Annotated in this window: 24 protein-coding genes and 1 tRNA gene; 17 read left to right on the top strand and 8 right to left on the bottom strand. The window is 65.0% G+C overall.

Annotated features, from left to right (window positions below; genetic code table 11):
* Positions 1 to 41 precede the first annotated feature (41 nt).
* Entirely contained in the window at positions 42 to 698 is a 657-nt protein-coding gene (locus ASE88_RS18430) for an XRE family transcriptional regulator (protein WP_268795219.1), read from the bottom strand.
* A 59-nt stretch (positions 699 to 757) separates the two neighbouring features.
* On the opposite strand from ASE88_RS18430, the gene ASE88_RS18425 reads away from it, so the two are divergent.
* The 8 genes from ASE88_RS18425 to xerC all read left to right on the top strand — a co-directional run bounded on the left by ASE88_RS18425 (position 758) and on the right by xerC (position 4,703).
* Positions 758 to 1,108, top strand: coding sequence for a transcriptional regulator (locus tag ASE88_RS18425; protein ID WP_321163424.1), 351 nt, complete (start codon positions 758 to 760; stop codon positions 1,106 to 1,108).
* Positions 1,105 to 1,599, top strand: a complete 495-nt coding sequence (locus ASE88_RS13590) for a hypothetical protein (protein ID WP_056478515.1) — start codon at positions 1,105 to 1,107, stop codon at positions 1,597 to 1,599. Before ASE88_RS18425 ends, ASE88_RS13590 begins: the two co-directional genes overlap by 4 nt.
* Positions 1,596 to 1,913, top strand: a complete 318-nt coding sequence (locus ASE88_RS13585) for an ogr/Delta-like zinc finger family protein (protein WP_056478513.1) — start codon at positions 1,596 to 1,598, stop codon at positions 1,911 to 1,913. The genes ASE88_RS13590 and ASE88_RS13585 overlap by 4 nt, the downstream gene beginning before the upstream one ends.
* A 99-nt stretch (positions 1,914 to 2,012) precedes the next feature.
* Positions 2,013 to 2,444, top strand: coding sequence for a hypothetical protein (locus ASE88_RS13580; protein WP_056478511.1), 432 nt, complete (start codon positions 2,013 to 2,015; stop codon positions 2,442 to 2,444).
* A 151-nt stretch (positions 2,445 to 2,595) separates the two neighbouring features.
* On the top strand, positions 2,596 to 2,784 hold the full coding sequence (locus tag ASE88_RS13575) for a hypothetical protein (RefSeq protein ID WP_056478509.1): 189 nt from the start codon (positions 2,596 to 2,598) through the stop codon (positions 2,782 to 2,784).
* 385 nt (positions 2,785 to 3,169) lie between these two features.
* Entirely contained in the window at positions 3,170 to 3,433 is a 264-nt protein-coding gene (locus ASE88_RS18965) for a hypothetical protein (RefSeq protein ID WP_156357027.1), read from the top strand.
* Complete coding sequence (locus ASE88_RS18960) at positions 3,430 to 3,600, top strand: hypothetical protein (protein ID WP_156357026.1); 171 nt, start codon at positions 3,430 to 3,432, stop codon at positions 3,598 to 3,600. Before ASE88_RS18965 ends, ASE88_RS18960 begins: the two co-directional genes overlap by 4 nt.
* Positions 3,597 to 4,703, top strand: coding sequence for a tyrosine recombinase XerC (gene xerC, locus ASE88_RS13565; RefSeq protein ID WP_056478507.1), 1,107 nt, complete (start codon positions 3,597 to 3,599; stop codon positions 4,701 to 4,703). Before ASE88_RS18960 ends, xerC begins: the two co-directional genes overlap by 4 nt.
* A gap of 4 nt (positions 4,704 to 4,707) precedes the next feature.
* Here the strand turns inward: xerC and ASE88_RS13560 are convergent.
* Both ASE88_RS13560 and ASE88_RS13555 read right to left on the bottom strand, forming a co-directional pair.
* Positions 4,708 to 4,784: transfer RNA gene (locus ASE88_RS13560), tRNA-Arg, on the bottom strand.
* 642 nt (positions 4,785 to 5,426) lie between these two features.
* A complete protein-coding gene (locus tag ASE88_RS13555; protein WP_268795096.1) occupies positions 5,427 to 6,515 on the bottom strand; it encodes a Gfo/Idh/MocA family protein in 1,089 nt (362 codons plus the stop codon).
* Positions 6,516 to 6,546: 31 nt separating this feature from the next.
* Between ASE88_RS13555 and ASE88_RS13550 the strand changes: the two genes are divergently transcribed.
* The 5 genes from ASE88_RS13550 (at position 6,547) to ASE88_RS13530 (ending at position 13,497) form a co-directional block, all read left to right on the top strand.
* Complete coding sequence (locus tag ASE88_RS13550) at positions 6,547 to 7,440, top strand: aldo/keto reductase (protein ID WP_056478505.1); 894 nt, start codon at positions 6,547 to 6,549, stop codon at positions 7,438 to 7,440.
* Positions 7,437 to 8,504: an LLM class flavin-dependent oxidoreductase gene (locus ASE88_RS13545; RefSeq protein WP_055878319.1), complete on the top strand. Its 1,068-nt coding sequence runs from the start codon at positions 7,437 to 7,439 to the stop codon at positions 8,502 to 8,504. The genes ASE88_RS13550 and ASE88_RS13545 overlap by 4 nt, the downstream gene beginning before the upstream one ends.
* Before the next feature lie 279 nt (positions 8,505 to 8,783).
* A complete protein-coding gene (locus ASE88_RS13540) occupies positions 8,784 to 10,043 on the top strand; it encodes an MFS transporter (RefSeq protein ID WP_055878321.1) in 1,260 nt (419 codons plus the stop codon).
* A gap of 86 nt (positions 10,044 to 10,129) precedes the next feature.
* Positions 10,130 to 12,445 (top strand): TonB-dependent receptor, encoded by a 2,316-nt coding sequence (locus ASE88_RS13535; protein ID WP_056478503.1) that lies wholly within the window; start codon positions 10,130 to 10,132, stop codon positions 12,443 to 12,445.
* A 122-nt stretch (positions 12,446 to 12,567) separates the two neighbouring features.
* The gene (locus tag ASE88_RS13530) at positions 12,568 to 13,497 is read left to right on the top strand and encodes an NAD(P)/FAD-dependent oxidoreductase (RefSeq protein ID WP_056478501.1); all 930 of its coding nucleotides are present in this window, start codon (positions 12,568 to 12,570) and stop codon (positions 13,495 to 13,497) included.
* A gap of 141 nt (positions 13,498 to 13,638) precedes the next feature.
* On the opposite strand, the gene ASE88_RS13525 is transcribed toward ASE88_RS13530, so the two are convergent.
* From ASE88_RS13525 to ASE88_RS13515, 3 genes are all read right to left on the bottom strand, one after another.
* Positions 13,639 to 14,556: a Brp/Blh family beta-carotene 15,15'-dioxygenase gene (locus ASE88_RS13525; RefSeq protein WP_235527941.1), complete on the bottom strand. Its 918-nt coding sequence runs from the start codon at positions 14,554 to 14,556 to the stop codon at positions 13,639 to 13,641.
* Between the two features lie 19 nt (positions 14,557 to 14,575).
* Complete coding sequence (locus tag ASE88_RS13520; RefSeq protein ID WP_055878861.1) at positions 14,576 to 15,343, bottom strand: bacteriorhodopsin-like; 768 nt, start codon at positions 15,341 to 15,343, stop codon at positions 14,576 to 14,578.
* A 262-nt stretch (positions 15,344 to 15,605) separates the two neighbouring features.
* Positions 15,606 to 16,226: a LuxR C-terminal-related transcriptional regulator gene (locus tag ASE88_RS13515; RefSeq protein ID WP_056479548.1), complete on the bottom strand. Its 621-nt coding sequence runs from the start codon at positions 16,224 to 16,226 to the stop codon at positions 15,606 to 15,608.
* A gap of 195 nt (positions 16,227 to 16,421) precedes the next feature.
* Between ASE88_RS13515 and ASE88_RS13510 the strand changes: the two genes are divergently transcribed.
* Together ASE88_RS13510 and ASE88_RS13505 are read left to right on the top strand one after the other, a co-directional pair.
* Positions 16,422 to 16,691 (top strand): DUF1488 family protein, encoded by a 270-nt coding sequence (locus ASE88_RS13510; protein WP_055878329.1) that lies wholly within the window; start codon positions 16,422 to 16,424, stop codon positions 16,689 to 16,691.
* An 85-nt stretch (positions 16,692 to 16,776) separates the two neighbouring features.
* Positions 16,777 to 17,361, top strand: coding sequence for a glutathione S-transferase N-terminal domain-containing protein (locus ASE88_RS13505; RefSeq protein WP_056478499.1), 585 nt, complete (start codon positions 16,777 to 16,779; stop codon positions 17,359 to 17,361).
* Between the two features lie 51 nt (positions 17,362 to 17,412).
* Here ASE88_RS13505 and ASE88_RS13500 read toward each other — a convergent pair whose 3' ends face one another.
* Positions 17,413 to 18,624, bottom strand: coding sequence for a DUF1624 domain-containing protein (locus tag ASE88_RS13500; RefSeq protein WP_235527940.1), 1,212 nt, complete (start codon positions 18,622 to 18,624; stop codon positions 17,413 to 17,415).
* A 56-nt stretch (positions 18,625 to 18,680) separates the two neighbouring features.
* Here ASE88_RS13500 and ASE88_RS13495 point away from each other — a divergent pair, with 56 nt between their 5' ends.
* Positions 18,681 to 20,750 (top strand): TonB-dependent siderophore receptor, encoded by a 2,070-nt coding sequence (locus ASE88_RS13495; RefSeq protein WP_235527939.1) that lies wholly within the window; start codon positions 18,681 to 18,683, stop codon positions 20,748 to 20,750.
* Position 20,751: 1 nt separating this feature from the next.
* Here ASE88_RS13495 and ASE88_RS13490 read toward each other — a convergent pair whose 3' ends face one another.
* A complete protein-coding gene (locus ASE88_RS13490; RefSeq protein WP_056478497.1) occupies positions 20,752 to 23,151 on the bottom strand; it encodes a glycoside hydrolase family 3 N-terminal domain-containing protein in 2,400 nt (799 codons plus the stop codon).
* Between the two features lie 338 nt (positions 23,152 to 23,489).
* On the opposite strand from ASE88_RS13490, the gene ASE88_RS13485 reads away from it, so the two are divergent.
* Positions 23,490 to 24,650 (top strand): endo-1,4-beta-xylanase, encoded by a 1,161-nt coding sequence (locus tag ASE88_RS13485; RefSeq protein ID WP_056478495.1) that lies wholly within the window; start codon positions 23,490 to 23,492, stop codon positions 24,648 to 24,650.
* Positions 24,651 to 24,722: the final 72 nt, after the last annotated feature.

The following is a 24,722-nucleotide window of genomic DNA, read 5'->3' as shown; positions in this document are numbered from 1 at the left end:
AATCGTTTTGATCAGTCAAATCGATAATAATGACACTCGCGTCAAACTGGCTTCACCACGCGAGTGATGCGGCCGATGATGTTGATTTCGTCGGGGTGCGCCGTGTCGGCTGGCACTTCGCTGTTGTCGGAGAGAATAGTGACCTTGTCCCCGCGGATGCGGAGGCGCTTGATCATGGCCATGTCGCCGATCGTGAAAGCCCAGATCAGATCCTGATCCTCGACCCGGCGTTCCGAACGGTCGATCAAGACCATGTCGCCATCATTGATCGTTGGCGCCATCGAGTCACCCTTGCCACGCGCCCAGGCGAGGCTAGCGGGCGCGCTGTGCGTGAGTTGATCGACCCAAACCTTTGGGAAGTGAACGAGTTCGACGCCGATCCGGTCGTCGGCGAATGTCGCCCCCATGCCATAGGCCATGTCGACCATTGCGATGGGAACGAGGTCGAGATGTTCGGCGATGTCGCGTTCAGTAGGAGGCGGCACGGCGCCCTCGCTCGGATCGTCAGTCTCGTCGGACAGATAAGCCGGCGTCGTGCCCAACGCGCGGGCTATGACATGCAGATGCTTTGAACCCGAGGCGGATCCCACGAGCAACTTATAGACGGAGGTTTGGGAGATACCGACGCGCCGTCCCAGCTCTGACTGGCTGAGGCCGAGCGCCTCCATGCGTTCTCTAAGGCGTTCTGCGTTCAACACGGCACAGAGCTACAGCTTGGGTTGTAGATATCGATCTGCTTTTTGCCGTTGACGGTTCTATGCCTATGGTTGTAGCTGGGGTTATGAGCTTGAACGCCACGCCCTATGAATCGCTTCAGGCCGCAGTGGCCCGAGCAGGTTCGCAGTCTGCGCTAGCGCGCGTCTGTGGGATTTCACAAACCGCGGTTTGGAAATGGCTTCAAAGCAGCAAGCGCCTACCTGCAGAATATTGCCTTGCCGTTGAGGCAGCGACTGGAGTTTCGAAACACCTATTGCGTCCAGACATCTATCCTGCGGATTTGTCGTCGAATTCTCTCCCTGTTGACGATGCATCTGGGTCCGTAGGCCCTGGCGGCCCGACCGTCGCGTACTATCGGGGCGTCCTTTTGCACTGGAAGGCTCGCGCATGACGAAGCTACGCACCCCGGTAACATGGGCTGACGCGATGACGCGCATTGCGGGGACCCTAACCTTCGCGGGTGCCCGCAAGGTGGTGACGCGCTCCGACAGCCTAGTTCGCAAATGGTCCGACTCATCGACAGGGAAGCTGCCGACGATCGAGCAGGCTCTGCGCCTTGATACCGCTCACCGCGCCCATGGCGGAGACGGGGCTCCATTCTTCGATACTTACGCCGCCCTTCTAGAGATTCGCGTATCCCAGGTGATCGCCTGCCGCCTTGCCCTGGCCGAGGATCTCGCCGACGTGGCGCGCGAGTATGGCGATGCTCTTTCTGCGGCGATCGCCGTCACGCTGCCCGGCGCGACGGCTCGCGACGTGCTTCGTGCCCTAGCCGAGACCGAAGAGGCGTACAGCCGCACCGGTCGGCTGATGCGGCGCTTGAAAAGTTTCCTCCCTCTCGGCGCGTCGTCGCGGGCGGGGATAGCCGGGGGCCTACAATGACGAGACGGACGCTTACCAGACTGCCTGCAATCGCCTGCCCGCATTGCGAGAATAAGGCGATCGTGCGCGACAGCACCGAGATCACGCCCATGGTGCGCGAGCTGCGGCTCAGCTGCACAAACGACGATTGCGGCCATACCTTTGTCGCACAGCTCAGCGTGATCCGCACGATCCGGCCCAGCGACATCGCGCGCGAGGATGTCCGCCTCCCTTTCGGGGCGTGGTCGAAACGGCCGGCCAACGATGATCACCCAACCCCGGCGAACGACGATCACGGCCTAGTCGCCGCGATCGCATCGCTCATGCCCACCTGATTCGCCGCGGCCTCGGCCGCGTCCCCGTCGACGGAACCTACCCACGCCGAGAGCCCCCGCTTCCGGAAACGCCACCCCCTTGTCTGAAAGGATTCCCGAATGATCCATTCCGCGATGCCAACTGAACTCCGTCGCGCGGCGCCAACGGTAGCTTCGCCGCTCAGCCCGGCCGCATATCTCCAGCTTCGTCGCAAGGCGGCTGGGCTGTCGATCGATGCCGTCGCGCTGCGGATCTCGGCCAATAACCAGTCCCATGCGAGGGCGCTTGTCTGCCTCCTCGAAACTGAGGGCAGCACGGCGCGCTATCGCGCAACGATCGATGCCTTCGCCGATGCTTTCCCAATCGATGTCGACGTTTACATGCAGCTGCGCGACACGCCCGTTGCCCAGCACCCCCGCATCTGCCGCGGCTGCGAATGTAGTGAATGGGACTCGTGCGTCGGCGGCGACGGAACCCACACCTGCGCTTGGCAGGGCTTGGCAACCTGCACCCGCTGCGTCGGCCTGCCAGCCGTTCCGGTGCATCAGTGATGGGCGCAGTCACAATCGGCCACGCCCGTGCCGAACGCCGCATGCGCCAGCGCCGGGCGATCAAGATCATCTGTGCGGTCGCCTTCGCGGTGATCTAGGTTCCGATCGCCATCATCATGCTCGCCGCCCGAGTTCAGGATCGTCGGGGCTGATGATGCAGGACATCCTCCAAGGTGCTGCCCTGGCCGTATTCGGCAGCGCCGGCGCAACGGCAGTCGGCGTCCTCGTTGCGACGCTCGCGACGCAATGGACCCGGATTTGCCTGCTGGCACTCGGCAATGTCGAGCCCGGGCACACCCCCCTGCCCCCCAGGCCATTCGCCGAAGCGGCGCACTCGTGACGTGGGCGACGTCGCAGTCTGCTTTGGCGACCGCGCCCTATTCCAAGGGCTCGGCCGGACCGGAAAACAGTGCGACGTCCTCGCCGTACGCAAGACCTTTGCCTCGGTTCGCTTCGACGACGGGCAGGCACTCCTTTGCCTCGCCGCCGATTTGCACCCGATCAAACGACGCCCGCGGCCCATGTTCTGACACTCTCGGCGGTCTTGTTGAGACGCTCTCTACAAGACCTCGAGGTGGCGTCGGGCCTGCAGCACCTTCCACCACAGGACTCGTATGATGTTCAGCGCCGCTCCCTCTGCAGCCCGCCATCCTCAGCCATGCACACAGTCAACGGCCTGTTCCTCAAATCGGGAACAGGTCGCATTTCCGATTGAGGTCCCTCGTATGATGGGCCTGGACACTGCAGCTGGATTGCTCGGCAAAGGCCGGCTCGCCGACGAACTTTGTATCACGGTCCGCAATCTGAATTACAAGATCGGTGGAGAGCGCGGCGCATGTGATGCTGACATAATCGCAGCGGCTCGTGGTCTAGAAGAGCGGGCAAAGCGATTCCTGGCTCATGCGCAGAAACTGCGCGCCGTCGTGTCGCAAGCCATCTCTCCCTCAGCAAAACAGCCGGGTCTGACTGACTTGGGGATAGCAGCATGAGCGCCAGAGCCCTTGTCCGGCAGGCGGATCTAGCCCGTGTTCTTCGCGCCGCGGAGAAGGTCGGTGTTCCGGTGCGCGTAGAGATCGAGCCCGGCCGGATCATCGTTACGACGGGCGCTGGCGTGTTGCCAGTTGGCGCCAATAGCCTGGACGAGATGTTCGCGTGAAACGGCGTTGGCTGCCAAAGCACGTCAGCACATTCCGCGACCGACATGGGAAGGCCCACTATCGGTATCGCCCGACGGGTTTCGTCACCTACTATTTCAAGAATGATCCAGGGACCGAGGCGTTCCTGACGGAGTTGCGCGCCTGTAATGACGGCGTCAGCGCCCCTGAAATCGAAGCCGGCGCCAATCGTGCTGTGGTTGGCACGTTCGACGACCTGCTGTCACGCTACTACCGCTCGCCCGATTTTCTCGATCCGGGCGAACGAACCCGCGTCGTCTATCGGGGCACGCTAGAACGTTGGCGCGCACGGACCCGCAAGGGACGGCGCTATGGCGAGATCATGGTGCGCGAGCTGCAACCGCGACACGTCGAGGCGATGCTTGCCGAGTTGCTGCCGCATCGAACGTCGGCGAACATGCTTCGAAAGCGGCTCTCGGCGCTGATGAAGTTCGCGATGCGGATCGGCATGGCTGGCAGCAACCCGGTCATCGTCACGCGACCTTTCAAGGTCAGCGGTGGCGGGTTCCATAGCTGGACCGAGCAAGAAACTGCCGCATACGAGCGCCAACATCCGGTTGGCACCATCGCGCGTTTGGCTTTCGATCTGATGATCTGGACCGGCCAGCGCGGCGGTGATGCGCGGAAAATGGGACCGGCCAGCGTCCGCGATACGCGCCTCGAACTCACCCAGGAAAAGACAAAGGTCTTCGTCTCGCTGCCCATCATGCCGGGCCTGGCGGAATCGATCCTAGCGACGCCGACAGTCGGCGCGATCTTCGTCGTAACGGAATTCGGCAAGCAGTTCTCGGTGAAAGGCTTCGGCAACAAATTCCGCCAGTGGTGCGACGAGGCCGGCTTGCCGAACTGCTCGGCCCACGGCCTGCGCAAAGCCGCGGCACGCCGATTCGCCGAGGCTGGCTGCTCGAACCAAGAGATCAAAGCGTGGACCGGTCACACGACCGACAGCGAGGTCGCGCGCTACACCGCCGCGGCCGACCAGCGCACGCTTTCAGACACTGCCGCAATCAAACTTTTGGCTAACCTCGCGGAAAGGTTAGCCAAAGATGCTGCTAAAGCATTGAAATCAGGGGATATAAAATGAATTTTGGTGCACCCGACTGGATTCGAACCAGTGGCCTCTGCCTTCGGAGGGCAGCGCTCTATCCAGCTGAGCTACGGGTGCCTGCGGTGAGGTCGCTTAGCAAAGCCTTTCGGGCCGCGCTAGTGAAATGACGGTTCAAAAATCTCGGACCGGCTACAGCCAGCGGTAGCGTGTCGGTCAGTTCGAGTGTCATGGATCGGCAGGCCGAAACTGGCAAACCGATCATCCAGGATGACGCTGTCTCCTACCGGAGGATTGTTCGCCAACTCGATCGGCGTTGCCTCCTTTGCGACAATCATGTTCGTTGACGATCAGCGAGTGCTGCATCCGGGCACATCTCAGACCGATATCGGCACGAACAGCATAGGCCGGTGCCCGACCGCGGCTGACGAAGACCTATCTCAGCAGCTATCGCTCACGGGATGCTTGCGGTGTCCGTGGGCACCAAAAGCACGGTGACATATCGTCCGCGCCTTCAGTCAACGCCGCATTTATCCCCGATAACCGCGATCGGTTTGCGCTCTCCTGCGCTGGACACCGGTCTTCGCTAAGCCGATTGCAGTGTCGTTGTGTCGCATGACGACACGCCGACCCCACTTGCGGTGGGGTGGTTGAAAACCGCAGGGCCAATCAACACCGTTCCCTTGCTCCGGACCTCGGCGACGGGCCTTCCAATTGAGGACACGCGTATCCGCAATTCGACGGCCCGGTTTTGCCCCCTATCTAGAACCCGAGTTCCGTCATCGTCACGACGCGGTGTTCGCGGGCGCTGATCTCGGCAGCGGTGCCGATCGCGACGGCGCGCAGGCCGTCTTCCGCGGTGACCTGGACCTGCCCTTCACCGCGCACCGCAGCGGCGAAGGCCGCGTGCTGGTAATAGGTCGCACCTTCGTGCGAGCCGGCGGCTTTGGCCGCCGGGTCCACGGCGACATGGGACCGCTCGACCTGTTTCGGGTTGAGAAAGCCGACGCGTGGGGAATAGACCAATTCGCCCGCGGGAATCCGCACGTCGAGCCGCGCGGCGTCGCCGGTCGCGGACATCGCCTCCTGATCCTCGGCGCCGTCGGCGAACATGCTGAGGTCGAGCATCGCCCGCACGCCATTGGCGAAGTCGACAGTCGTATAGCTGTTATCGATGATGTCGGGACGCTGGCCGTCATAGCGTTCGTCAAGGTGGTTCACATCCATCGCGCCCGAACAATACACCCGCACGGCTTCGGCGCCGACGATCAGCCGCATCAGATCAAAGAAATGACAGCATTTCTCGACCATGGTGCCGCCGGTGTTGTGCGAGAAGCGGTTCCAGTCGCCGACCTTGGGGAGAAACGGGAAGCGGTGTTCGCGGATCGAGAGCATCTGGAGGCGGCCAACGCGCCCGCCGTGCACCTGGTCGATGAACGCGGCGGCGGGGGGCATGAAACGGTACTCCATGCCGGTCCAGAATGGCTTCGCATGACCAGCGGCGCGCTCGACGATCCAGCGCGCGTCGTCGATCGTCGTGGCCAGCGGCTTCTCGCAGAGGATGGCGGCATCCATGTCGAACAGGCGATCGAGCACAGCGCGGTGCGTGTTGTTGGGCGAGGCGATGACGATCGCATCCACCTCCGCGGCGGCGGCGAACGCCTCGACCGAATCGAACCGTGCGACACCCGCGGCCCGGTCGCCCAATGCCGCGGTCGCCCAGCCGATCGAGTCCGCGACCGGGTCGGCGATCGCGACGATCTCGGCGCCCGGCAGGATCGCCAGGTTCCGGATGTGTTCGACGCCCATCATGCCCGTTCCGACGACGCCGTATCTGATCGTGGCTACCAAGCTGACTATCCCTATGCCATGAGCCGTCGTTATGACGACGATCCGCCTTTCCAACGACCTCCGCCCGCTCGGCAAGAGCGAAATCTTCGTTTCGCCGATAGCCTGGGGCATGTGGCGGCTGGCCGGAGAGGTTGCGCCCGTCCGCGCGATGATCGAAGCGGCGCAGACGGCGGGGATCAATTTCTTCGACACCGCCGACATCTATGGCTGCGACGTGCCAGCCGGGTTCGGCTCGGCGGAGGCGCTGTTCGGGCGCGCGCTGGCGGAGGATCGGTCCTTGCGCGCGCAGATGGTGATCGCGACCAAGGCGGGCATCCGGCCCGGCATCCCGTATAATTCGAGCGCACCGTATCTCAGCGATGCACTGGAGGCGTCGCTGACGCGGATGGGTGTGGAGCAGGTCGATCTGTACCAGATCCACCGCCGCGATTTCCTGACGCATCCGCAGGAAGTCGCCGAAACGCTGACCCGAATGATCGAGGCGGGCAAGATCCGCAGCATAGGCGTATCGAATTACAGCCGTGACGAGTTCGATGCGTTGCAGTCGTTTCTCGGCCAGCCCATCGTGAGCACGCAGCCGGAGTTCTCGCCGCTGCGCACGGCGCCGCTGTTTGACGGGACGCTCGACCAGGCGATGCAACACGACGTTGCGGTGATGGCGTGGTCGCCCCTAGGCGGCGGCCGGCTGGCGCAGGGCGAGCACCCCGCGGCCAGGCTGCTCGCCGAGCATGGCGCGCGTTGCGGCGTCGATGCAGCGACCGCGACGCTCGCGTGGATCATGGCGCATCCGGCACGGATCATTCCGATCGTCGGCTCGCAGACCCCGGCGCGGATCGCGGCGTCGGCCGATGCTTACAAGGTCGAGTGGACACGCGCCGAATGGTATGCGGTGTTGCAGGCCGGGATGGGTGAGAACCTTCCATGAGCGACCTGCTGCCGTGCGAGATCAGCTGGTTCTCCGCGCTGTGCGACGACGACTACGAATTTCTCGGCGTGCCCGACGAAGCGCTCAAGTCGAGCTGGGAGCATTGCCGCGACATCGTCATGCAGGCCGAGACCGCAGGCTACGATAACATCCTGCTGCCGTCGGGGTATGCGCTGGGGATCGACACGACCGCGTTCGCCGCGGGAATCGCGCCGATGCTGAAGCGGTTGCGGCTGTTGATGGCGGTGCGGATCGGCGAGAGCTGGCCACCACAACTCGCGCGCCAGATCGCGACGATCGACCGGATGCTCGGCGGGCGGCTGGCGATCAACATCATCTCGAGCGACCTGCCGGGTGAGAAGCTTGAGAGCGCGCCGCGATACGCGAGAACGGTCGAGGCGATGCATATCCTGCGGACGTTGCTGGACGGCAAGCCGCTCGATCATGATGGCGAGTTCTGGAAGCTGAAGGTCGATCCGCCTCGAACGACGACGGTGTCCGGGACCTGCCCGGCACTATATTTCGGCGGGCTGTCCGACGCTGCGCGCGACGCGGCGGCGACCAACGCGGACGTGTACCTGATGTGGCCGGATACGATGGATGCGGTGCGGGCGATCATCGCCGATCTGCGGTCGCGTGCAGCCGAGTATGGCCGGACGTTGCGGTTCGGCTACCGCGTGCATGTGGTGGTGCGCGACACCGAGGCGGAGGCACGGGGGGCTGCCGATCGGCTGTTGTCGAAGCTCGACGATGCCGAGGGTCGCGCGATCCGGGAGCGGTCGTTGGACTCGCAGTCGGCTGGCGTGCGACGTCAGGCCGAGCTGCGCGAGGGGTCCGAAGACGGCTATGCGGAGGCGAACCTCTGGACCGGGATCGGGCGTGCTCGGTCGGGGTGCGGCGCTGCGATCGTCGGGGATCCGGATCAGGTCCTGGCGAAACTGAACGCGTACCGGGCCGAGGGAATCGATGCGTTTATTCTTTCGGGGTATCCGCATGCGGCGGAGGCGGATCTATTCGCGCGGCATGTACTGCCGCGGATCGAGCACGGGCCGCTGATTATTTAGCGAGCCCCCCGCCAATTGTGCCATTCCAGCGAAGGCCGGGCCCTAATTCGAGGACGTTAAGGACTACGTACAGCGCCCGCGAACCCTGTTCTCCGGCCAACGCGGGAGTCAGTCCGGATTCCCGGCTTCGGGGGGAAAAATGCTTGCGTGAGCGGGAGGTCCAGGCAAATCCGCGGTAACGCAGGGCGTGCGAGCCCCTCCTCCGCTGCAACCAAATAACCGGGTCGGCGAAGAGAAACTGGCTAGCCTCTGCGCTCGGGTCGTCCATGCTAGACGCTTATGATCAAGCCTACCAAGACCGTCGCACAACTCAGCGCCCGCGCGCGCGCACTCCTGTTCGCGCTCGTCGTTACCGCAGGAATCCTCAATCTCGTCGATCGCCAGATCATCTCCGTCCTGAAGCCAACGATCGCGGCCGATCTCGGCTGGAGCGACGACGATTATGGGACGCTCGCGGCGTGGTTCCAGGGCGGGGCAGCGTTCGCGTTCCTGTTCACCGGGTGGATTGTCGACAAGCTCGGCGTCAAATGGGCGAACCCGATCGGCGTCGCGGCGTGGAGCATCGCGGCGATGGCGCATGGCTGGGCGCGGTCGATGACCGAATTCGTGATGATCCGCGTCAGCCTCGGCGCGACCGAGGCGATGGGAACGCCGACGGGAATCAAGACGATCGCGTCGGTGTTGCCGAAGAACTGGCGGTCAAGCGGGTTCGGCGCGACCAATGCCGCCAACAGCATCGGCGCGATCCTGGCGCCGTTGGCGATCCCGAGTGTCGCGCTCGTGGTCGGCTGGCGCGGGACGTTCGTCGCGGCGGGTGGGCTGGGGCTGGTATGGGCCGCGGTCTGGCTGATCGCGACGCGCCGCGTACGCTTCTCCCCATCCGTTCCGCTCGAACGTCCGGTCGAAACGGACGCGACGCCGCCCACCGCTTACGGCCCGATCCTACGCAACCGCCAGACCTGGGCGGTCGCGGGCGCGAAAATCCTGTCGGATGCGACGTGGTGGCTGCTCCTGTTCTGGCTCCCTGATTTCTTCCACCGGCAATATGGGCTGAGCGGCGTCGCGCTCGGTGTGCCGCTGGCGATCGCATATGGTGGCGCGGCGGCCGGGTCGCTGCTCGGCGGCGGCGTTTCGACGCGGTTGCTGAGCCTCGGCTACAGCGTCAATGCGGTGCGCAAAGGCATATTGCTGGTCGCCGCGCTCTGCGTCCTGCCGATCCCGCTGGTGCTTTATGCGGGCAGCTACGCAGTCACGATCGGACTGATGGCGCTCACGCTCGCTGCACATCAGGCATTTTCGACCAATCTCTTCGCGCTGATCGCCGACGTCGTGCCACAGGACAAACTCGGCCGCGTCACCGCGTTCGGGTCGTTCAGCGGCAATGTCGGGGGCATGGTTATCGCCAAGGTTGCAGGACTCGTCCTGACCGCCGGGCTCGGGTATCTCCCGCTGTTCCTGTTCGCGAGCTTCTCCTACCTGCTCGCTGTCGGCTGGATCCATGTGTTGTTGCCAGTGCTGCGGCCAGTCGAGGCCCGCTAAAGCTCTCACGACAGGCCTGCATGTCATTCTTTATACCCATCGCACGAATGGGAATTAAAAGACGCTATAATTTCGGGAGGGAAACCATGTTCGACCCACGCACTCAGCGTCTCAGCCTCGCGCTTTTCGCCAGCACCGCGCTCGCGACGCCGGTGATCGCGCAGGACGCGCCCGCTCCGGCCGCTGCGGCCAGTGCCCCGGCGGCCGAAAGCGACGACGTCATCGTCACAGCGCGCTATCGCAACGAGACGCTCCAGTCGGTGCCGATCGCGATCACCGCGGTCAGTGGCCAGTCGCTCGCCGAACGCCAGTTGAACACGGTCGAGAATATCGCCGCGACGATACCGTCGGTCGGCTTCCGCAGCGGTGCGTCGAACAAGGATCGCACGATCTTCATCCGCGGCGTCGGCACGATCACGACCTCGCCGGGCGTCGAGCCCTCGGTGTCGACTGTGCTCGACGGCGTCGTCCTCACCCGCCCCGGCCAATCGACGCTCGATCTCGGTGAGGTCGAGCGGATCGAGGTGTTGCGCGGACCACAGGGCACGCTGTTCGGCAAGAATGCCTCGGCCGGCGTGGTCAACATCGTTACCCGCAACCCGACCGACGCGTTCCGCGCGTTCGGCGAAGCGGGCCTTACGTCCGACGCGGAATATCGGATCAAGGCGGGCATCTCCGGCGCGCTCGCCCCCGGCAAGGTGCAGGCGCTGATCGGCGGTCTGTACGACGACTTCAAGGGCAACGTCCGCAACGTCGCGCAGGGCAAGGACGTCAACGGGTATCGGCGTTACGGCGCGCGCGGCAAGCTCGTCGTGACTCCGGCCGACGCGTTGAAGCTCACGATCATCGGCGACTATCTCAATTCGCACGATACGACGCCGACCAGCGTTTATGCCGCCACCAGCCGCACCGCCTATCCGACCGGCGTCGTCACCAATTCTCCCGATCTCGCCGCTGCGCTCGGCGCAAGCGGGATCGTCGCGGGGGCGAGCAATCGCCGGACCAACAACAATTCGATCACCGACGTGAAGGACGAGAATTACGGCGGATCGTTTACCGGCGAACTGGCGCTTGGCGACTACCACATTACCTCGATCACCGGTTGGCGACAGTGGCTCAATAACCAGCGGCAGGACTATGACAGCGTCGCTGCGCTCTCGACCGTCTTCCCGTCGGGGCAGGATGCGGGCAGCGTCAATACCAAGCAATTCTCCGAGGAACTGCGGCTGACGTCTCCCAGGGGCGGGCTGATCGATTACGTCGTCGGCGCCTATTACCTCCACGCCACGACCGACGAACGCTATCAGCGCACGCTGACCTCGCTTGCGGCCGGTGGCGCGCAATCCAGCACGACCGGCGTGGCGAACTACGGCATCGTCAACGACAATTACGCGCTGTTCGGTGAGGCCAACGTCAATTTCACACCGAAATTCCGCGGTATCGCCGGCTATCGCTCGACCTGGGACAGCCTGGATTTCTATCACGTCCGCACCTCGACCGCGGATCCGCTCGACACCGGCGCAGCGGCGCTGGACCGGCCCGGCGTCCGCGCGTACCACAACGCGACAGGCGGGATCGACAAGCGCGGCGACAGCTATCGCCTCGGGCTCCAGTATGATCTTGGCGCGCACGCGCAGACCTATTTCACCTATTCGCACGGTTATAAGGGTCCGGCATATAACGTGTATTTCAACATGCGGTCGTTGAATGCGACGACGCCGCTGGACGAAGTGCCGCTGAGCCCGGAGACGTCCAATTCCTACGAGGTCGGGCTGAAGGGCGGCACGTCGGATCGCAGCTTCAGCTACAGTCTGGCCGCATACACGACCAACTTCGACGGCTATCAGGCAAGCTTCAACGACGTCGTCGCGGGCGCGCAGGTCAGCCGGCTGATCAACGCCGGCTCGGTCCGCTCGCGCGGGGTCGAGGCAGACGTGACGCTGCGCCCGACCAAGGGTCTGACGCTGGATATCTCCGCCGCTTACACCGATGCGACGGTACGCAATTTCCTCTGCCCGACCGGCGCACCGACGAGCTGCAACATCGACGGTCAGCCGCTCCCCTATGCGCCGAAGATCAAGCTGTACGAGAATGCGGCGTACAAGTTCGGGCTGACCGATACGCTGGCGCTAGAACTGCAGACCGACGTGACGTTCAGCAGCAAGGTGCAATATGCGCTGTCCGAAACGCCAAGCACGATCCAGCCGTCCTATGCGATATGGAACGCAAGTGTCGCCGTGCTGAGCGACGCGTCCGGGTGGCAGCTTCGCGCCTATGTGAAAAACCTGACCAACGCGTCCTATTCGTCGTTCCTCACCGCGGGCACGTTTGCCGGCACCGTCCGGTTCGTACCGCGCGACGACAAACGCTATGCCGGGCTGTTGCTGCGCAAGGAGTTCTGACCTCCCGGCGGTGATCGATATCAACTTGGTGCGCGGTCGGCGCGGATCGGCGGCGCACCGGCGTTGCGGTGGAAGCAGGACACGTTCATGCGACCCGTGGCCGCGCGTATCGGGAGAACGTCATGAAAGTTGCGATCGTTGGCGCCGGGATTGCCGGCCTGTCCTGCGCACTGCGCTTGCAGGATGCCGGCCACCGGGTGACGCTGTTCGACAAGGGGCGCGGTGCCGGCGGTAGGATGTCGACCCGGCGGATCGAGACGCTAGCGGGCATCGCCGCGTTCGATCATGGCGCGCAATATCTGACCGCGCGCGATCCCGGCTTCGCCGCCGCGATCGGCGCGTGGGAGGCGGCTGGCGTGGTCGCACCCTGGCCTGCCGCAGGTGACGATGCCTGGGTCGGCACGCCCGGCATGAGCATGATCGTCAAGCATCTCGCCGACCGGACCGACGTTCGCTGGCAGCATCAGGTCACGGCGCTCCGCCATGATAGTGCGGGCTGGCACATCGCGCCGTTCGCGACGGAGCCGTTCGACACGGTGGTGCTTGCTGTGCCCGCAGAGCAGGCCGCGCCGTTGCTCGCCGATCATGACCCGGTCTTGGCGAACGCGGCTCGCGGTTGCCACGCATCGCCGTGCTGGACCGCAATGTTCGCGTTCGCCGCGCCACTCGCGATCGCCGACGATATCGTCAAACACGCCGGCATCATCGGCTGGGCCGCCCGCAACAGTGCCAAGCCTGCACGCCAGGGTCCCGAAGCCTGGGTCGTTCAAGCCACTCCGGACTGGTCGACGACGCATCTGGAAGATCCGGTCGACAGCGTCGTCAATCATCTGCTCGCGGCACTGGCGGAGCAGTGCCCGGGACCGATGCCGACGCCGATCGTCCGCGCAGGCCATCGCTGGCGCTATGCGCGCGCCGTAGCGACCGATCTCGGATGCCTGTGGAATGCCGATCTCGGGATCGGCGCAGCGGGCGACTGGCTGTTGGCCCCGCGAATCGAAAGCGCATGGTTGTCGGGACGGTCGCTCGCGGACCATATGCTCGCGGATTAGGTCCATTCCCTTCCTTCCCCGCCAGGGGAAGACGGCGCCCGAGCTGATGGTGGAGCGGACGCACCGCAATAGCTCGCACCTGCCTCCCCCTCCTGTCGGCAAGGCAAAGCCACCTGCGCGCGCGGTCGGCGTAAATCCGATTCAGGCGTGTGGTTGGCGGCCGAGCCGCCGCTCCAGCCAGTGCGACAACAGCAAATGCGGCAGCGCGACCGTGGCGAGGAGCTGAAAGGCCTGCGCGGTCGGGTCCGCTGGCAGCCACCGTGCGACATTGGCCGCGAATACCAGCCAACCACCGATCGCGAGCGCGGACATGCCGCCCCCGGTGACCAGCCACGCCCGCCGCGACATACCGCGCAACAGGCCGCGCGCCTCGGCAAGATGGCGCGGTGAGTGCAGGAACACGAAAAACAGGGCAAACCCGGCAACCGGCGGCGCGACGATCAGCATAAGGATCGCCAGCGCCATCGCCCCTGCCCATTCACGCGCGCCGCCACGCCAGGCGACGACGACTCCCACCCCCGTCACGAGCAACGCGACCGGCGCCACCGCGATCATCGCGCGTGCGACGACGTCGCCGCCCGCCCCGCCCGCCATACCGACGAACAGGTGCGACACTGCGGAGGGATGCCCGATCGCGGGTGCGGCAATGATCGCGGCACCGGCCGCGACCTTGAGCAGCGGCTCGTCGAGCATTGTCCAATCCTCGCCGAAATGCACGGCTGCTACGCCCAGGAACAGGATCAGCGCAGCCACCGGCGCTACCAGCCAGAGCACCGCCATCACCCCGGCCACCGCAACATAGCCCGCAACCGCAAGGCACAGCCCGCCGCCGGCTAGCCGCGTTGCCTGCACGAGCAACGCGATGTCATAGGCACCGTGCGGCATCCCGCCGACGACAAAAACGAGTGTCGCGATCACCGTCGCGGTCGGTCCATCGAGCGGCATTCCGGCTGCGATCGCCGCAATCAGATACATGCTCGCGAGCCAGAATGCGGCACGCACGACACCACCGCGCCCGATCGGGACACGGTGGTGGTGCATCAGGCGTGTGGCGCCCATCAGCCGCCGAACAGATCGGTCATTCGGCGTGGACCGTCGCGCCATGCGCCTCGACCTGCGATTTGCGCATCGAGATCATGAAGATCAGCACGCCGACGCCGGCCTTCGCGACGAGATCCGCAATCGTGTAGCCGAGCTGGATGACGGTCGTCGCGGTCGCGCCGGTCAGCCCTGCATAGGGTGCCATGTAGACGATCGGGTAGAAGCCCCATGATGCGAACGTCAGCAGACGCGCACGGCGGACGAGATCGCGCGCGGCCACCGGCTGTTGCTCGATCGAAGCGCCCAGCCCGCGAAACAATTCCCAGACGATGTAGACGAACGGGATCGACGACAAGGTCCCCCACAGCGCGCGGGTCGGAATGTCCGCGGCGATCTCGCCCGGATAACCAAGGACGATCATCAACGCCGCGGCAAACCCGAGCCGAAATGTCTTCGACGACGTCTGTTCGGGCGACAGCCGCATGACCAGCACCAGCTCGATCAGCAACAGCGGCACCGTCAGCAACCAGTCGACATAGCGATAGGCGTCGTTGAATGCGAAGCCCGTCGCGGCGAGCACGCCGTCCTTCAGGACATATGCGGCGTTCCAGCTCTCGAAGATGCGCAGGTAGTGATACGCCGCGATCGCGGTCACCAGACCCGAGATCGTCACCGCGGTGCGATAGGCCGGCGCGACCTGCGTTCGGCTGAGCCACAGGAATGCGGTCGCCGCGCCCATCGCCGCGAGCGTGAACGAGAACGCGTTATAGACCAGCGAGAATTGGAACGGTGTTATGATGTCCATCGGGATCTCCATCGCCTTGCTGCGGCTGGCCCGCTCGCGTGGAGAACCAGCCTCGTTGCGGGAAGCGCAAGCCGAGATTGATCGGCGCACGTCCCCCGATGATGGCGCCACAGCGGCCTTGAAGGGTATCGGAGGGAGTTCCACCCAGGACGCGATGCGTTGGCTGTACACCCCGCGCCCCGGCCGCTGTGACGACCAGAACCTGAATACGCCCCCGCGAGACGAGCCGCGATACGGAACTTGGTCCGTATCGGTCGATATCTCAAAGCCCCGCTTCGACCGCCAGCCGGATGAGATCCGCGGTCGTCCGCAGCGCCAGCCGCTCCATCAGGATCGCGCGGTGCATCTTCACCGTTTTCTCGGCGAGCCCCAGATCCGCCGCGATCTGCTTGTTGAGCAGGCCTTGCGCGACACGCTTGAGCACCTGCCCTTGTCGCGGCGACAATGCCTTGACCATCTCAGCCGCGCGGATCCGGCGCATGCTCGAGGGTGTCGCGGCACCCGCGTCGATCTCGACCTGCGACCCGAGAAAATACAGCAGCTGGTCCTCCTCGTCATAGATCGGGGCGACCAGCACGGCGTTACGGAACGGCTGCCCGCTGCGCTTGTAGTTCAGGATCTCGACGAGCACCGGCGTATGGGCGCGCACGCCGCGCCGGATCTCCTCCGACAGCCACGGCTCGGTCGCCGGGCCCGACAGGAACCGGCAGTTGCGCCCGACGACCTGCGCCGCCGGATAGCCGGTCAGGTCGCAAAACGCCTGGTTGCACGCGATGATCGGATTGTCGGGCAACCGCGGATCGCTGATGACCGATGCGATCGGGCTCTCGGTGACAAGCCGGACCAGCCGCCGGTTGGACCGCGCCGATAGTTCCGTCTGCATCATCGTGTCCCAGCCCCTCCCGCAGCCCTGCCGTCTCGCGACGGGCATAACTTTTATCGATTAGCACGTGTCTCGGCCGCCCGCGTGCAATTCGATGTTTGCGTCGCGCAGGCGACAAAGCGAAAACGATATCGCGAAGTCCTTGCTTGCGACGAGTCTCTTAGGCAGGGCCGTCTCGTTTCCAGGAGTTGAGCCATGCCAAACCGTATTACCGTTGACCAAGCCAGCCTCACCGACAACGACGTCGCGCAACAGGTCGAGTTCACTGCCGAGATCGACGGCGACGAGCGCGATTTTGCGGTCAAATACGCCGTGCTGCGCGAACTGAGCGGCGATGAGCCCGAAAACGACGCGCTCGAGCTGTTCGAACGGTTCAGCGACGAGATCCTCGACGTCTGCGCCGATGTCGCCGACCAGCGGCCAAATGCCAACGTGGTCATGATCGACGACGACGACCTCGAATAAGCGATCGACCGTCAACCGGGCCGCAGTCACCCGGGCAGCCAATGAGTATCCTGCGCGTTCAAGCCGTCCAACACGGAGAGACACGATGAAGCTCTATTACTCGCCCGGTGCCTGCAGCCTGTCGGACCACATCGCGCTGCACGAGGCCGGCCTCTCGTTCGAACACGAGAAGGTCGATCTGAAGGGCAAGCGGACCGAGAGCGGCGCCGATTACACCGCGATAAACCCCAAGGGCTATGTTCCTGCGCTGACGCTGGATTCGGGCGAGACGTTGAGCGAGAACATCGCCATCCTCGACTGGATCGCGCATCAGGACAGCGCGCTGAAGCCGGCGGGCGCGATGGGCCATACGCATCTGCTCGAAGCACTGGCGTTCATCTCGACCGAAATCCACAAGAGCTTCAAGCCGTTCTTCTCCGGCGCGGGCGATGACGAGAAGGCCAAGGCCGCGGAGACGATCGTCAAGCGGATGACCTATCTCGCCGATACGATGCAGGGCGACTTCCTGTTCGGTACGGACATCAGCGTCGCCGATTTCTATCTGTTCGTCATGCTGCTCTGGGCGCAGAAGAACGACATCGAGGTGCCGGCCAAGCTTGCCGCGTTCCGCGACCGGCTGATGCGCCGTCCATCGGTGCAGACGGCGATGCAGCACGAAGGTCTGATCTGACCCCTTCGGACGATGCGCGCGACGATCACGCGCGCATCGTCCTCACCGGTATCAAAGGTACCGCCACCACCAACCGGTTCGGGTACGCTTGAACGCGGCAAAGCTGCGACACGCAAACCAGCACGGCACCGCGATCAGCCCCGCCACCAGCCAGAGCGCCGTCACATTCGGGACGCTCACCAATGTGCCGTCCACGCCCAGCACCCATCCGGCCACGTTATTCAGCGCATGCACGACATACAGATGCAGGATGTAGAAGAACAACGGCGCCGATCCGAACACCGCCAATACCGTCGTCACCCGCGCCGGCATCCGCTCGATTGCGGCGAGCAGGATCACCCCGATCGCAAGGGTTAGCAGCAGGAAGTCGGCGGACGGCGGGTATTTCGTAAGGTTGAGAAAGCTCATGACCGTCGCGAGCGTTCCGCCATCATGCTCCCGCAAGAGAGGTTCGCCATAGCCGTCGATCGTGCGAAGGATCGCAAACGACACGAGCGCGCCGCCCCCCGCAACCAGCAGCCGACGGCGGCGCTCAATGCGATCGACGGTGCGCGCGAACCAGGGTCCGATCGCCCAGCCCAGCGCGATCACGCCGATCCATGGCAGTACCGGATATGATGTCCGGGCCTGCCCACCGAAGGGTAGGACGAGCAGCCCGCGGTCGTGCAGCACCGCCCAGATCACGTGCCCGTGTTCGCCTGGGGCGATCGCAACCGGATCGAGCAGATTATGGCCCAGCACGATCACCAGCGCGAACGCGACGACAAGTGGACGCGGCAGATGCAGGATCGCGGCGAGCGCGATCATTGACAACCCGATCGCCCAGATCACCTGAAGGTAGACGAGCGCCGGGGTGGGATCGAACGTCCACGCGAAATTGACGATGGTCCATTCGAGCGCCACCAGGAACATCCCACGCTTCACCAGGAATGAGGATGCCGCCGCGCGACGCTCGTCCGGCGCCCTGCCCTCGGCATACAGCCATGCCGCCAGCCCGGTCAGCAGGACAAAGACCGGCGCGCACAGATGCGCGGCGGATCGCGTGAAGAACAGCGCGGGTGGCGTCGTCGCGATCGTCATCGGATCGCTGACCGGCGCGTGGGAATAGAAAAACTCACGGGTGTGATCGACCAGCATCAACAGCATGACGAGGCCTCGCAGGGCGTCGATGGACACGATCCGCTGACGCTTCGTCGCGATCGGCGGGGTCGTCCGTGCCAGCGCGTCGTTGGAAACCGCCGCCGCGGTGATCATCATTGACATAGGTGTCATACCTCCTTCACTGCGATGTTACATCATCACCAAAAAGGCAAATTGTCTTGCTGATTTTTCTGCGGCGTACCGGACCGATCACCGCCCTTTTCGGCTTCATACTACCGCTCTCGGTGGCGGCGCAGGAGCCCGATCGCGAGACTGGCAGCGAGGAGATCGTGGTGCTCGGCACCCGCCGCGTCGCACCGGATCGGACCTTGTCGTCGGATGTCGCGACCGAACGCATGTCGCCATCGAGCCGCTCGCTCGAACGCGATCTGCTGAGTGCTGCGGGGACCTACCGTCTATCGGACGCGCTCGAACTGGTCAGCGGGGTCAGTAACCAGAACAATCGCGGCGGCTTTCTCGACAATTTCGCGATCCGCGGCTTTCTCGGCACGCCCGACGGCGGCGCGGAATATTATGTCGATGGGTTCCTCGCCAATCGCGGCCTCGCGCCCCCACGCGATCCCGCGACCACCGAGCGGATCGAGCTGCTCAAGGGACCGGCCGGCGCAGTCTTCGGCGACATCGATCCGGGCGGTCGCGTCAACATCGTCAGCAAGACTCCCCGCTTCACGCCGCGTGCGACGGCAACGCTCACCTATGGATCGTTCGATACGCGCCGCACCGAGTTGGACGTGACCGGGCCGCTGTCCGCTACGCTCGCCGCGCGGATCGTGGTCGCCGCCGAGAACAGCGATGGATGGCGCGATTTCGTCCCCGTGCGGCGTCGCGTCGTGGCGCCGTCGCTGACATGGGCGCCGCGCGATGGCGCCCGCCTGACCTATATCGGCGAGATCACGCAATTCGATGCCCCGTTCGACCGCGGTATCCCGGCGATCAACGGCGACGCCAATGCGCTGCCGCGCACGCGCTACTTCGGCGAACCCGCGGACGGAACGACGCGGTTCCGCAACACCCGCCACCAGCTGTCCGGAGAGATCGCACTCGCTGACTACCTCACGCTCGACGGCGGGATCGCGCGGCGCACCGGCTCGCTACGCGGATTCTCGTCGGACCAGTCTAGGCTGGTCGGCGGCGACACGCTGTGGCGTCAGCGTCGCGCGCGCGACTACACCGTCGCAGACCTATCGGCGCGGCTGCAACTGACCGGCAATTTCGGCGCGCACCGCGCCAGTATCGGCGTCAAGGGCTATACGCTCGCCTATCACGAGGGACTGCTCCGCCGGAACCCGACCGCGACGGTACCCCACGCGATCGCTGTCTTTGCGCCGGTCTATGGCGGCCAGGCGCTGCCGCTGCTGCCGTTCACCGACAATGACGAGACGCGCCGCGCCGCCACGCTGTATGTTCAGGATATGTGGGACGTGACGCGGCGCCTGACGCTCAGTGGGGGCGTGCGGGTCGACGCCTATCGCCAGCGCATCCGCAACAACCGCACCGGTATCGTTGGCCTGAGCGTCGACGCGCCGGTCAATTTTCGACTCGGCGGTCGCTATGCGATCGACGATCGGTTCGCACTTCATGCCAATTGGGGCGAGAGCTTCCTGCTGAATTCGGGCATCGGTCGCGACGGTCAGGGTTTCGCGCCCGAACGCGGCAACGGCTATGAGGTCGGCGTAACGGCGGCGTTGCCCGGCCTCGACATCGCGGTCACCGCGTTCGACATCGCCAAGAGCGACATCCTGACCAACGACCCGGTCGACCCGAACTTCCTCGCACCGGTAGGTTCGCTGACCAGCCGCGGGATCGAGTTCGACGCCTCGTTGCGGATTGCCGAACGCTGGCAGGTCGTCGCCAACTACGCCTTGACGCGCGCGCGGACCGACGATCGCAGCTTCGCCACCGACCGGGTCCTCAACGTCCCCGAACACGCCGCCACGCTATTCGCGCTCGGCCGCTTTCTCGACGCGGGCGGTCGCGGTGCCTCGGTCAGTGCCGGGATCAGCTATGTCGGCGCCCGCGCTGGCGCGATCGACACGAGCGGCCTCGTCCTGCCAGAGTACCTCAAGGCGAAGGCCGCCGTCGAATACGCCGTTTCGCCTGCATTCACTGCCCGGCTCGAAGCCGACAACCTGTTCGATGCGCGCTATGCACAAAGCTCGTACAGCCCGGTCTGGATCTTTCCCGGCGCACCGCGAACGCTGCGGATGTCGGTCCGCATGAGCTATTGAATCAGGCGATCTCGAGCACCGCAGTCTTCAGATGCGCCGAGTCCGGCCCGACCATGATGTGGAATTGGCCGGGCTCGACCGTCTCGTGCATCGCCGAATCCCAGAGTGCGAACGCGTCGGGCCCGAGCGTGAAGCGCAGCGTGCGGCGCTCGCCGGGCGCGAGCGTGACGCGCTCGAAGCCCTTTAGTTCGAGCACCGGTCGCGCGACCGACGCGACGAGGTCGTGGACGTACACCTGCACCACCTCGTCGCCTGCCCGCGCGCCGATATTGGTGATCTCGACCTCGACGACGACGCTGCCCGCCCGACCGATCCGCGCCGCGGACAGGCGCGGCTCGCCGATCTCGAACCGCGTATAGCTCAGCCCGTGTCCGAACGGGAACAACGGCGTCATCTCGGCGAACAGATAGCCGCGCTGCGTCGAGGGCTTGCGATTATAATAGAACGGCACCTGCCCAACTTCGCGAACCACCGTGACGGGCAGTTTGGCGCCCGGATTGATCCGCCCGAACAGCGCCTCCGCCATCGCCGTGCCGCCCTCCTGCCCCGGATACCAGCATTCGATGATCGCATTGGCGCGCGCAACGACATCGGGCCAACTGGGCGGCCGGCCATTGATCGCCGTCACGACGATCGGCTTACCCAGCGCGTGCAGAGCATCGAACAGCGCGCCCTGCTCGCCGACCAGATCGAGCGTGGTGCGGTCGCCGAGATGATTTCTGGCGAACCCCTCGCGGCTGGTCTGCTCGGTATCGCCGATCGCCAGGATGATCGTGTCGGCACCGCGCGCGATCTCGACCGCCTCGGCGATCAGCGCGCGGTTGCGGACCGGGTCGGCGAGCAGGACTTCGTCGACCGACCGGTCCTCGCTCTGCGTGATGAAGACGCCCTGCGCATGGACGATCTCCGCCGCGCTGCCCACGATCGCGCGCACGCCATCGAGCAGCGACACCGACTGGCGCGGCGGCGCGGAATAGCCACCCAACCGCGCGATCGCCGCATTGGGACCGATAACCGCGACCCGCCCCTTCGCGGTCAACGGCAACGTGCCGTCATTGGTCAGCAGGCATAAGGATCTGCGTGCCGCCTCAAGCGCGAGCGCGCGGGCCTCGGCGTTGCCCGTCAGCCGCGCTGCCGCTTTCGCGTCGACGCTCGCCGCCTCGAACAGCCCGGCGCGAAACTTCAGCGTCAGGATCCGCGCGCACGCCGCATCGATCGCCGCGATCGATATCGCCCCAGCACGGACCTGCGCGGGCAGCGTGCGATAGGCAAGACCATCGGGCAACGCGCTGTCGACGCCCGCGCGCAGGGCCAGGCGCGCCGCCTCGTCCTGGTCCTTTGCGACATGGTGGATCGTGTCGAGTTCCTCGATCGCCCCGTAGTCGCTGACGATCGCGCCCGAAAATCCCCATTCGCCGCGCAGCACGTCGCCAAGCAGCCAGTGGTTCGCATGGCTTGGGACGCCGTCGATCTCGTTATAGGACGGCATCACCGCGCCGATCCCGGTCCGCGTGACGACCGCACGAAACGGCGGGAAAAAGCTCTCGCGCAGTTCGCGTTCGCCGATCGGCGCGGGGCCGATATTGTTGCCCGCCTGCGGTTGGCCGTGCCCCGTCATATGCTTCAGCGTTGCGAACACCTTGCCCGGCGCCAGCGTCGTGCTGTCGCCCTGCAAACCCTTGACCGCCGCGACGCCCATCTCGCCGCACAGGTACGGATCCTCGCCAAACGTCTCCTCGATCCGTCCCCAGCGCGGATCGCGGGCGATATCGACAACCGGGGACAATGCGAGATGGCTGCCATGCGCGCGCACCTCGCGGCCGATCACGCTCTGCGCGCGGCGCATCAGGTCGCGGTCGAAACTGCCCGCCATGCCGATCGCCTGCGGGAACATCGTCGCATCGGGCGCCATGTACCCGTGCAGCGATTCCTCGTGGAAGATCACCGGGATGCCCAGCCGCGTTCCCTCGCGTGCCCAGCGCTGTACCGCGTTGACGAACGCGATCGTCGATGCCGACCCCCGGAAGCGTGCACCGGTTCCGCCCGCGACCTCGGCCACCGACGGGCCACCGCGCAGATCCGACGGTCGCGTTATCTGGCCGAAGCTTGCCGGATAGGCCGCGCTCGCCTTGGCAGGATCGAACGTGAGTTGCCCGGCGGTCATCACGTCCGCCTTCGTCGCCCACAGCGATATGGTCTGCGCCACCTTCTCCTCGATCGTCATCCGCGCCATCAGGTCGCGGACGCGGAGATCGACCGGCGCGCGGGAATCCTTGTATATCGCACCGCGCATCGCCGCCGCCGCGCCGCCAGGCGTCAGCGCCGCGATCGAGGCGGATCCGAGCCAGCGAAGCACGCCGCGGCGGCTCGTTGCGAAGGATGTCGTGGCACCGTCAGGCATGATCCGCTCCCGTAAATCGCGGCATTGCTGTCGATGCCATCGTCGTGATAGCGATACCATGTCTGGTTATCGGATGCGCTGTCAATGCGCACCGGACGCGTTGCGCGCCAGATGGGAGAGACCGATTGCAGGCATGGTTTCACACGATCCCGATGGTCGCGACCGCGGATACCGCGGCGCTCGCGATACCCGCGCCTATACGTGCTGAGGACGGATGCGCACGATCTTGCCCGCTACAAGGCACGCGTCCCGCACGCGACCCGCAACCCGCAACCCGCAACCCGCAACCCGCAACCCACAATGACATCGCTACGCCAGTCAAACCGCGAGGATCATCGATGCACATCACACGACGCACCGGACTCACGATGCTGGCGGGACTGGCCGCAACGGCGGGTGGCGCCGGCCGCGCGCACATGCACCGCCCCGCTGCGTCCGGCGGGCTCCAGGCCATCGCCGCAAGCAAGGGGATACGGCTCGGCGCCTGCTTTGCTTGGGGAATGCCCGGGGCGGATCGCGGATCGTTTGCCAATCCTGCCTACGCCGCGCTGCTTACGCGCGACTGCGGTATTCTGGTGCCCGAGAACGAGCTGAAGTGGCAGGCGCTTCGGCCGACCCCTACCCGTTTCGACTTTGCCCGGTTCGATGCGATGATCGCCTGGGCACAGGCCAATGCACTGCCGGTGCGTGGACATAATCTGCTATGGCATCAGCCGAAATGGATGCCACGTTGGGCGGAAAATCATGATTTCGGCGCCACCCCCCGTCGTGCGGCGGAACAGTTGCTAGTCGATCATATCACCACCGTCTGCGAGCGATACGGCACGCGCATCCAGAGCTACGATGTCGTCAACGAAGCCGTGAATCCCGCCGATGCGACGCTGTACCAGACCGGACTGTCCCGCGCGCTGGGCGGTTCAACGGCGACGCTGGACCTCGCCTTCCATATTGCGCGTGCCGCCGCGCCGCACGCGCAACTCGTCTACAACGACTATATGAGCTGGGAGCCCGGCAATGCCCAGCACCGCGCCGGCGTGCTGCGACTGCTCGAAGGATTCAAGGCGCGCGGCGTCCCAGTCGATGCGCTCGGCGTGCAATCGCATATCATCACGCAGGGCGTTGATACGCGCGTGCATATCGCGGCGCTGGAAGGCGAGTGGCGCCGTTTCCTCGATGCAGTGACGAGCATGGGGTACGCGCTGGTCATCACCGAACTCGATGTCCGCGACGCCGCGCTGCCCGCCGACATCGCAAGACGCGACGCGGCGGTGGCAGCGTATACGCGCGGCTATCTCGACCAGATGTTGTCCTATCCGCAGCTCGACGATGTACTGTTGTGGGGCATGAGCGATCGCTACAGCTGGATCGAGGGATTCGAGCCGCGGACGGACAAGGCGCGACGCCGTCCCTGCCCTTACGACCGCGCGTTCAAGGCCAAGCCGATGTACGCGGCGATCGCCGCCGCGCTGACCGCTGCCACGCCGCGCATTCGAGGCTGACGCCGCGGGATTTTTATAGAGTCGGTTAGCCGTGCCGACGTAAAATGCGAGAGGGGCTTCCGGTTCGTCCTG

It is taken from the genome of Sphingomonas sp. Leaf38 (assembly GCF_001421825.1).
Classification (GTDB): Bacteria; Pseudomonadota; Alphaproteobacteria; order Sphingomonadales; family Sphingomonadaceae; genus Sphingomonas.
The sequence above is the reverse complement of the archived record's forward strand: the minus strand, read 5'-3'. Positions and strand labels throughout refer to the sequence as shown.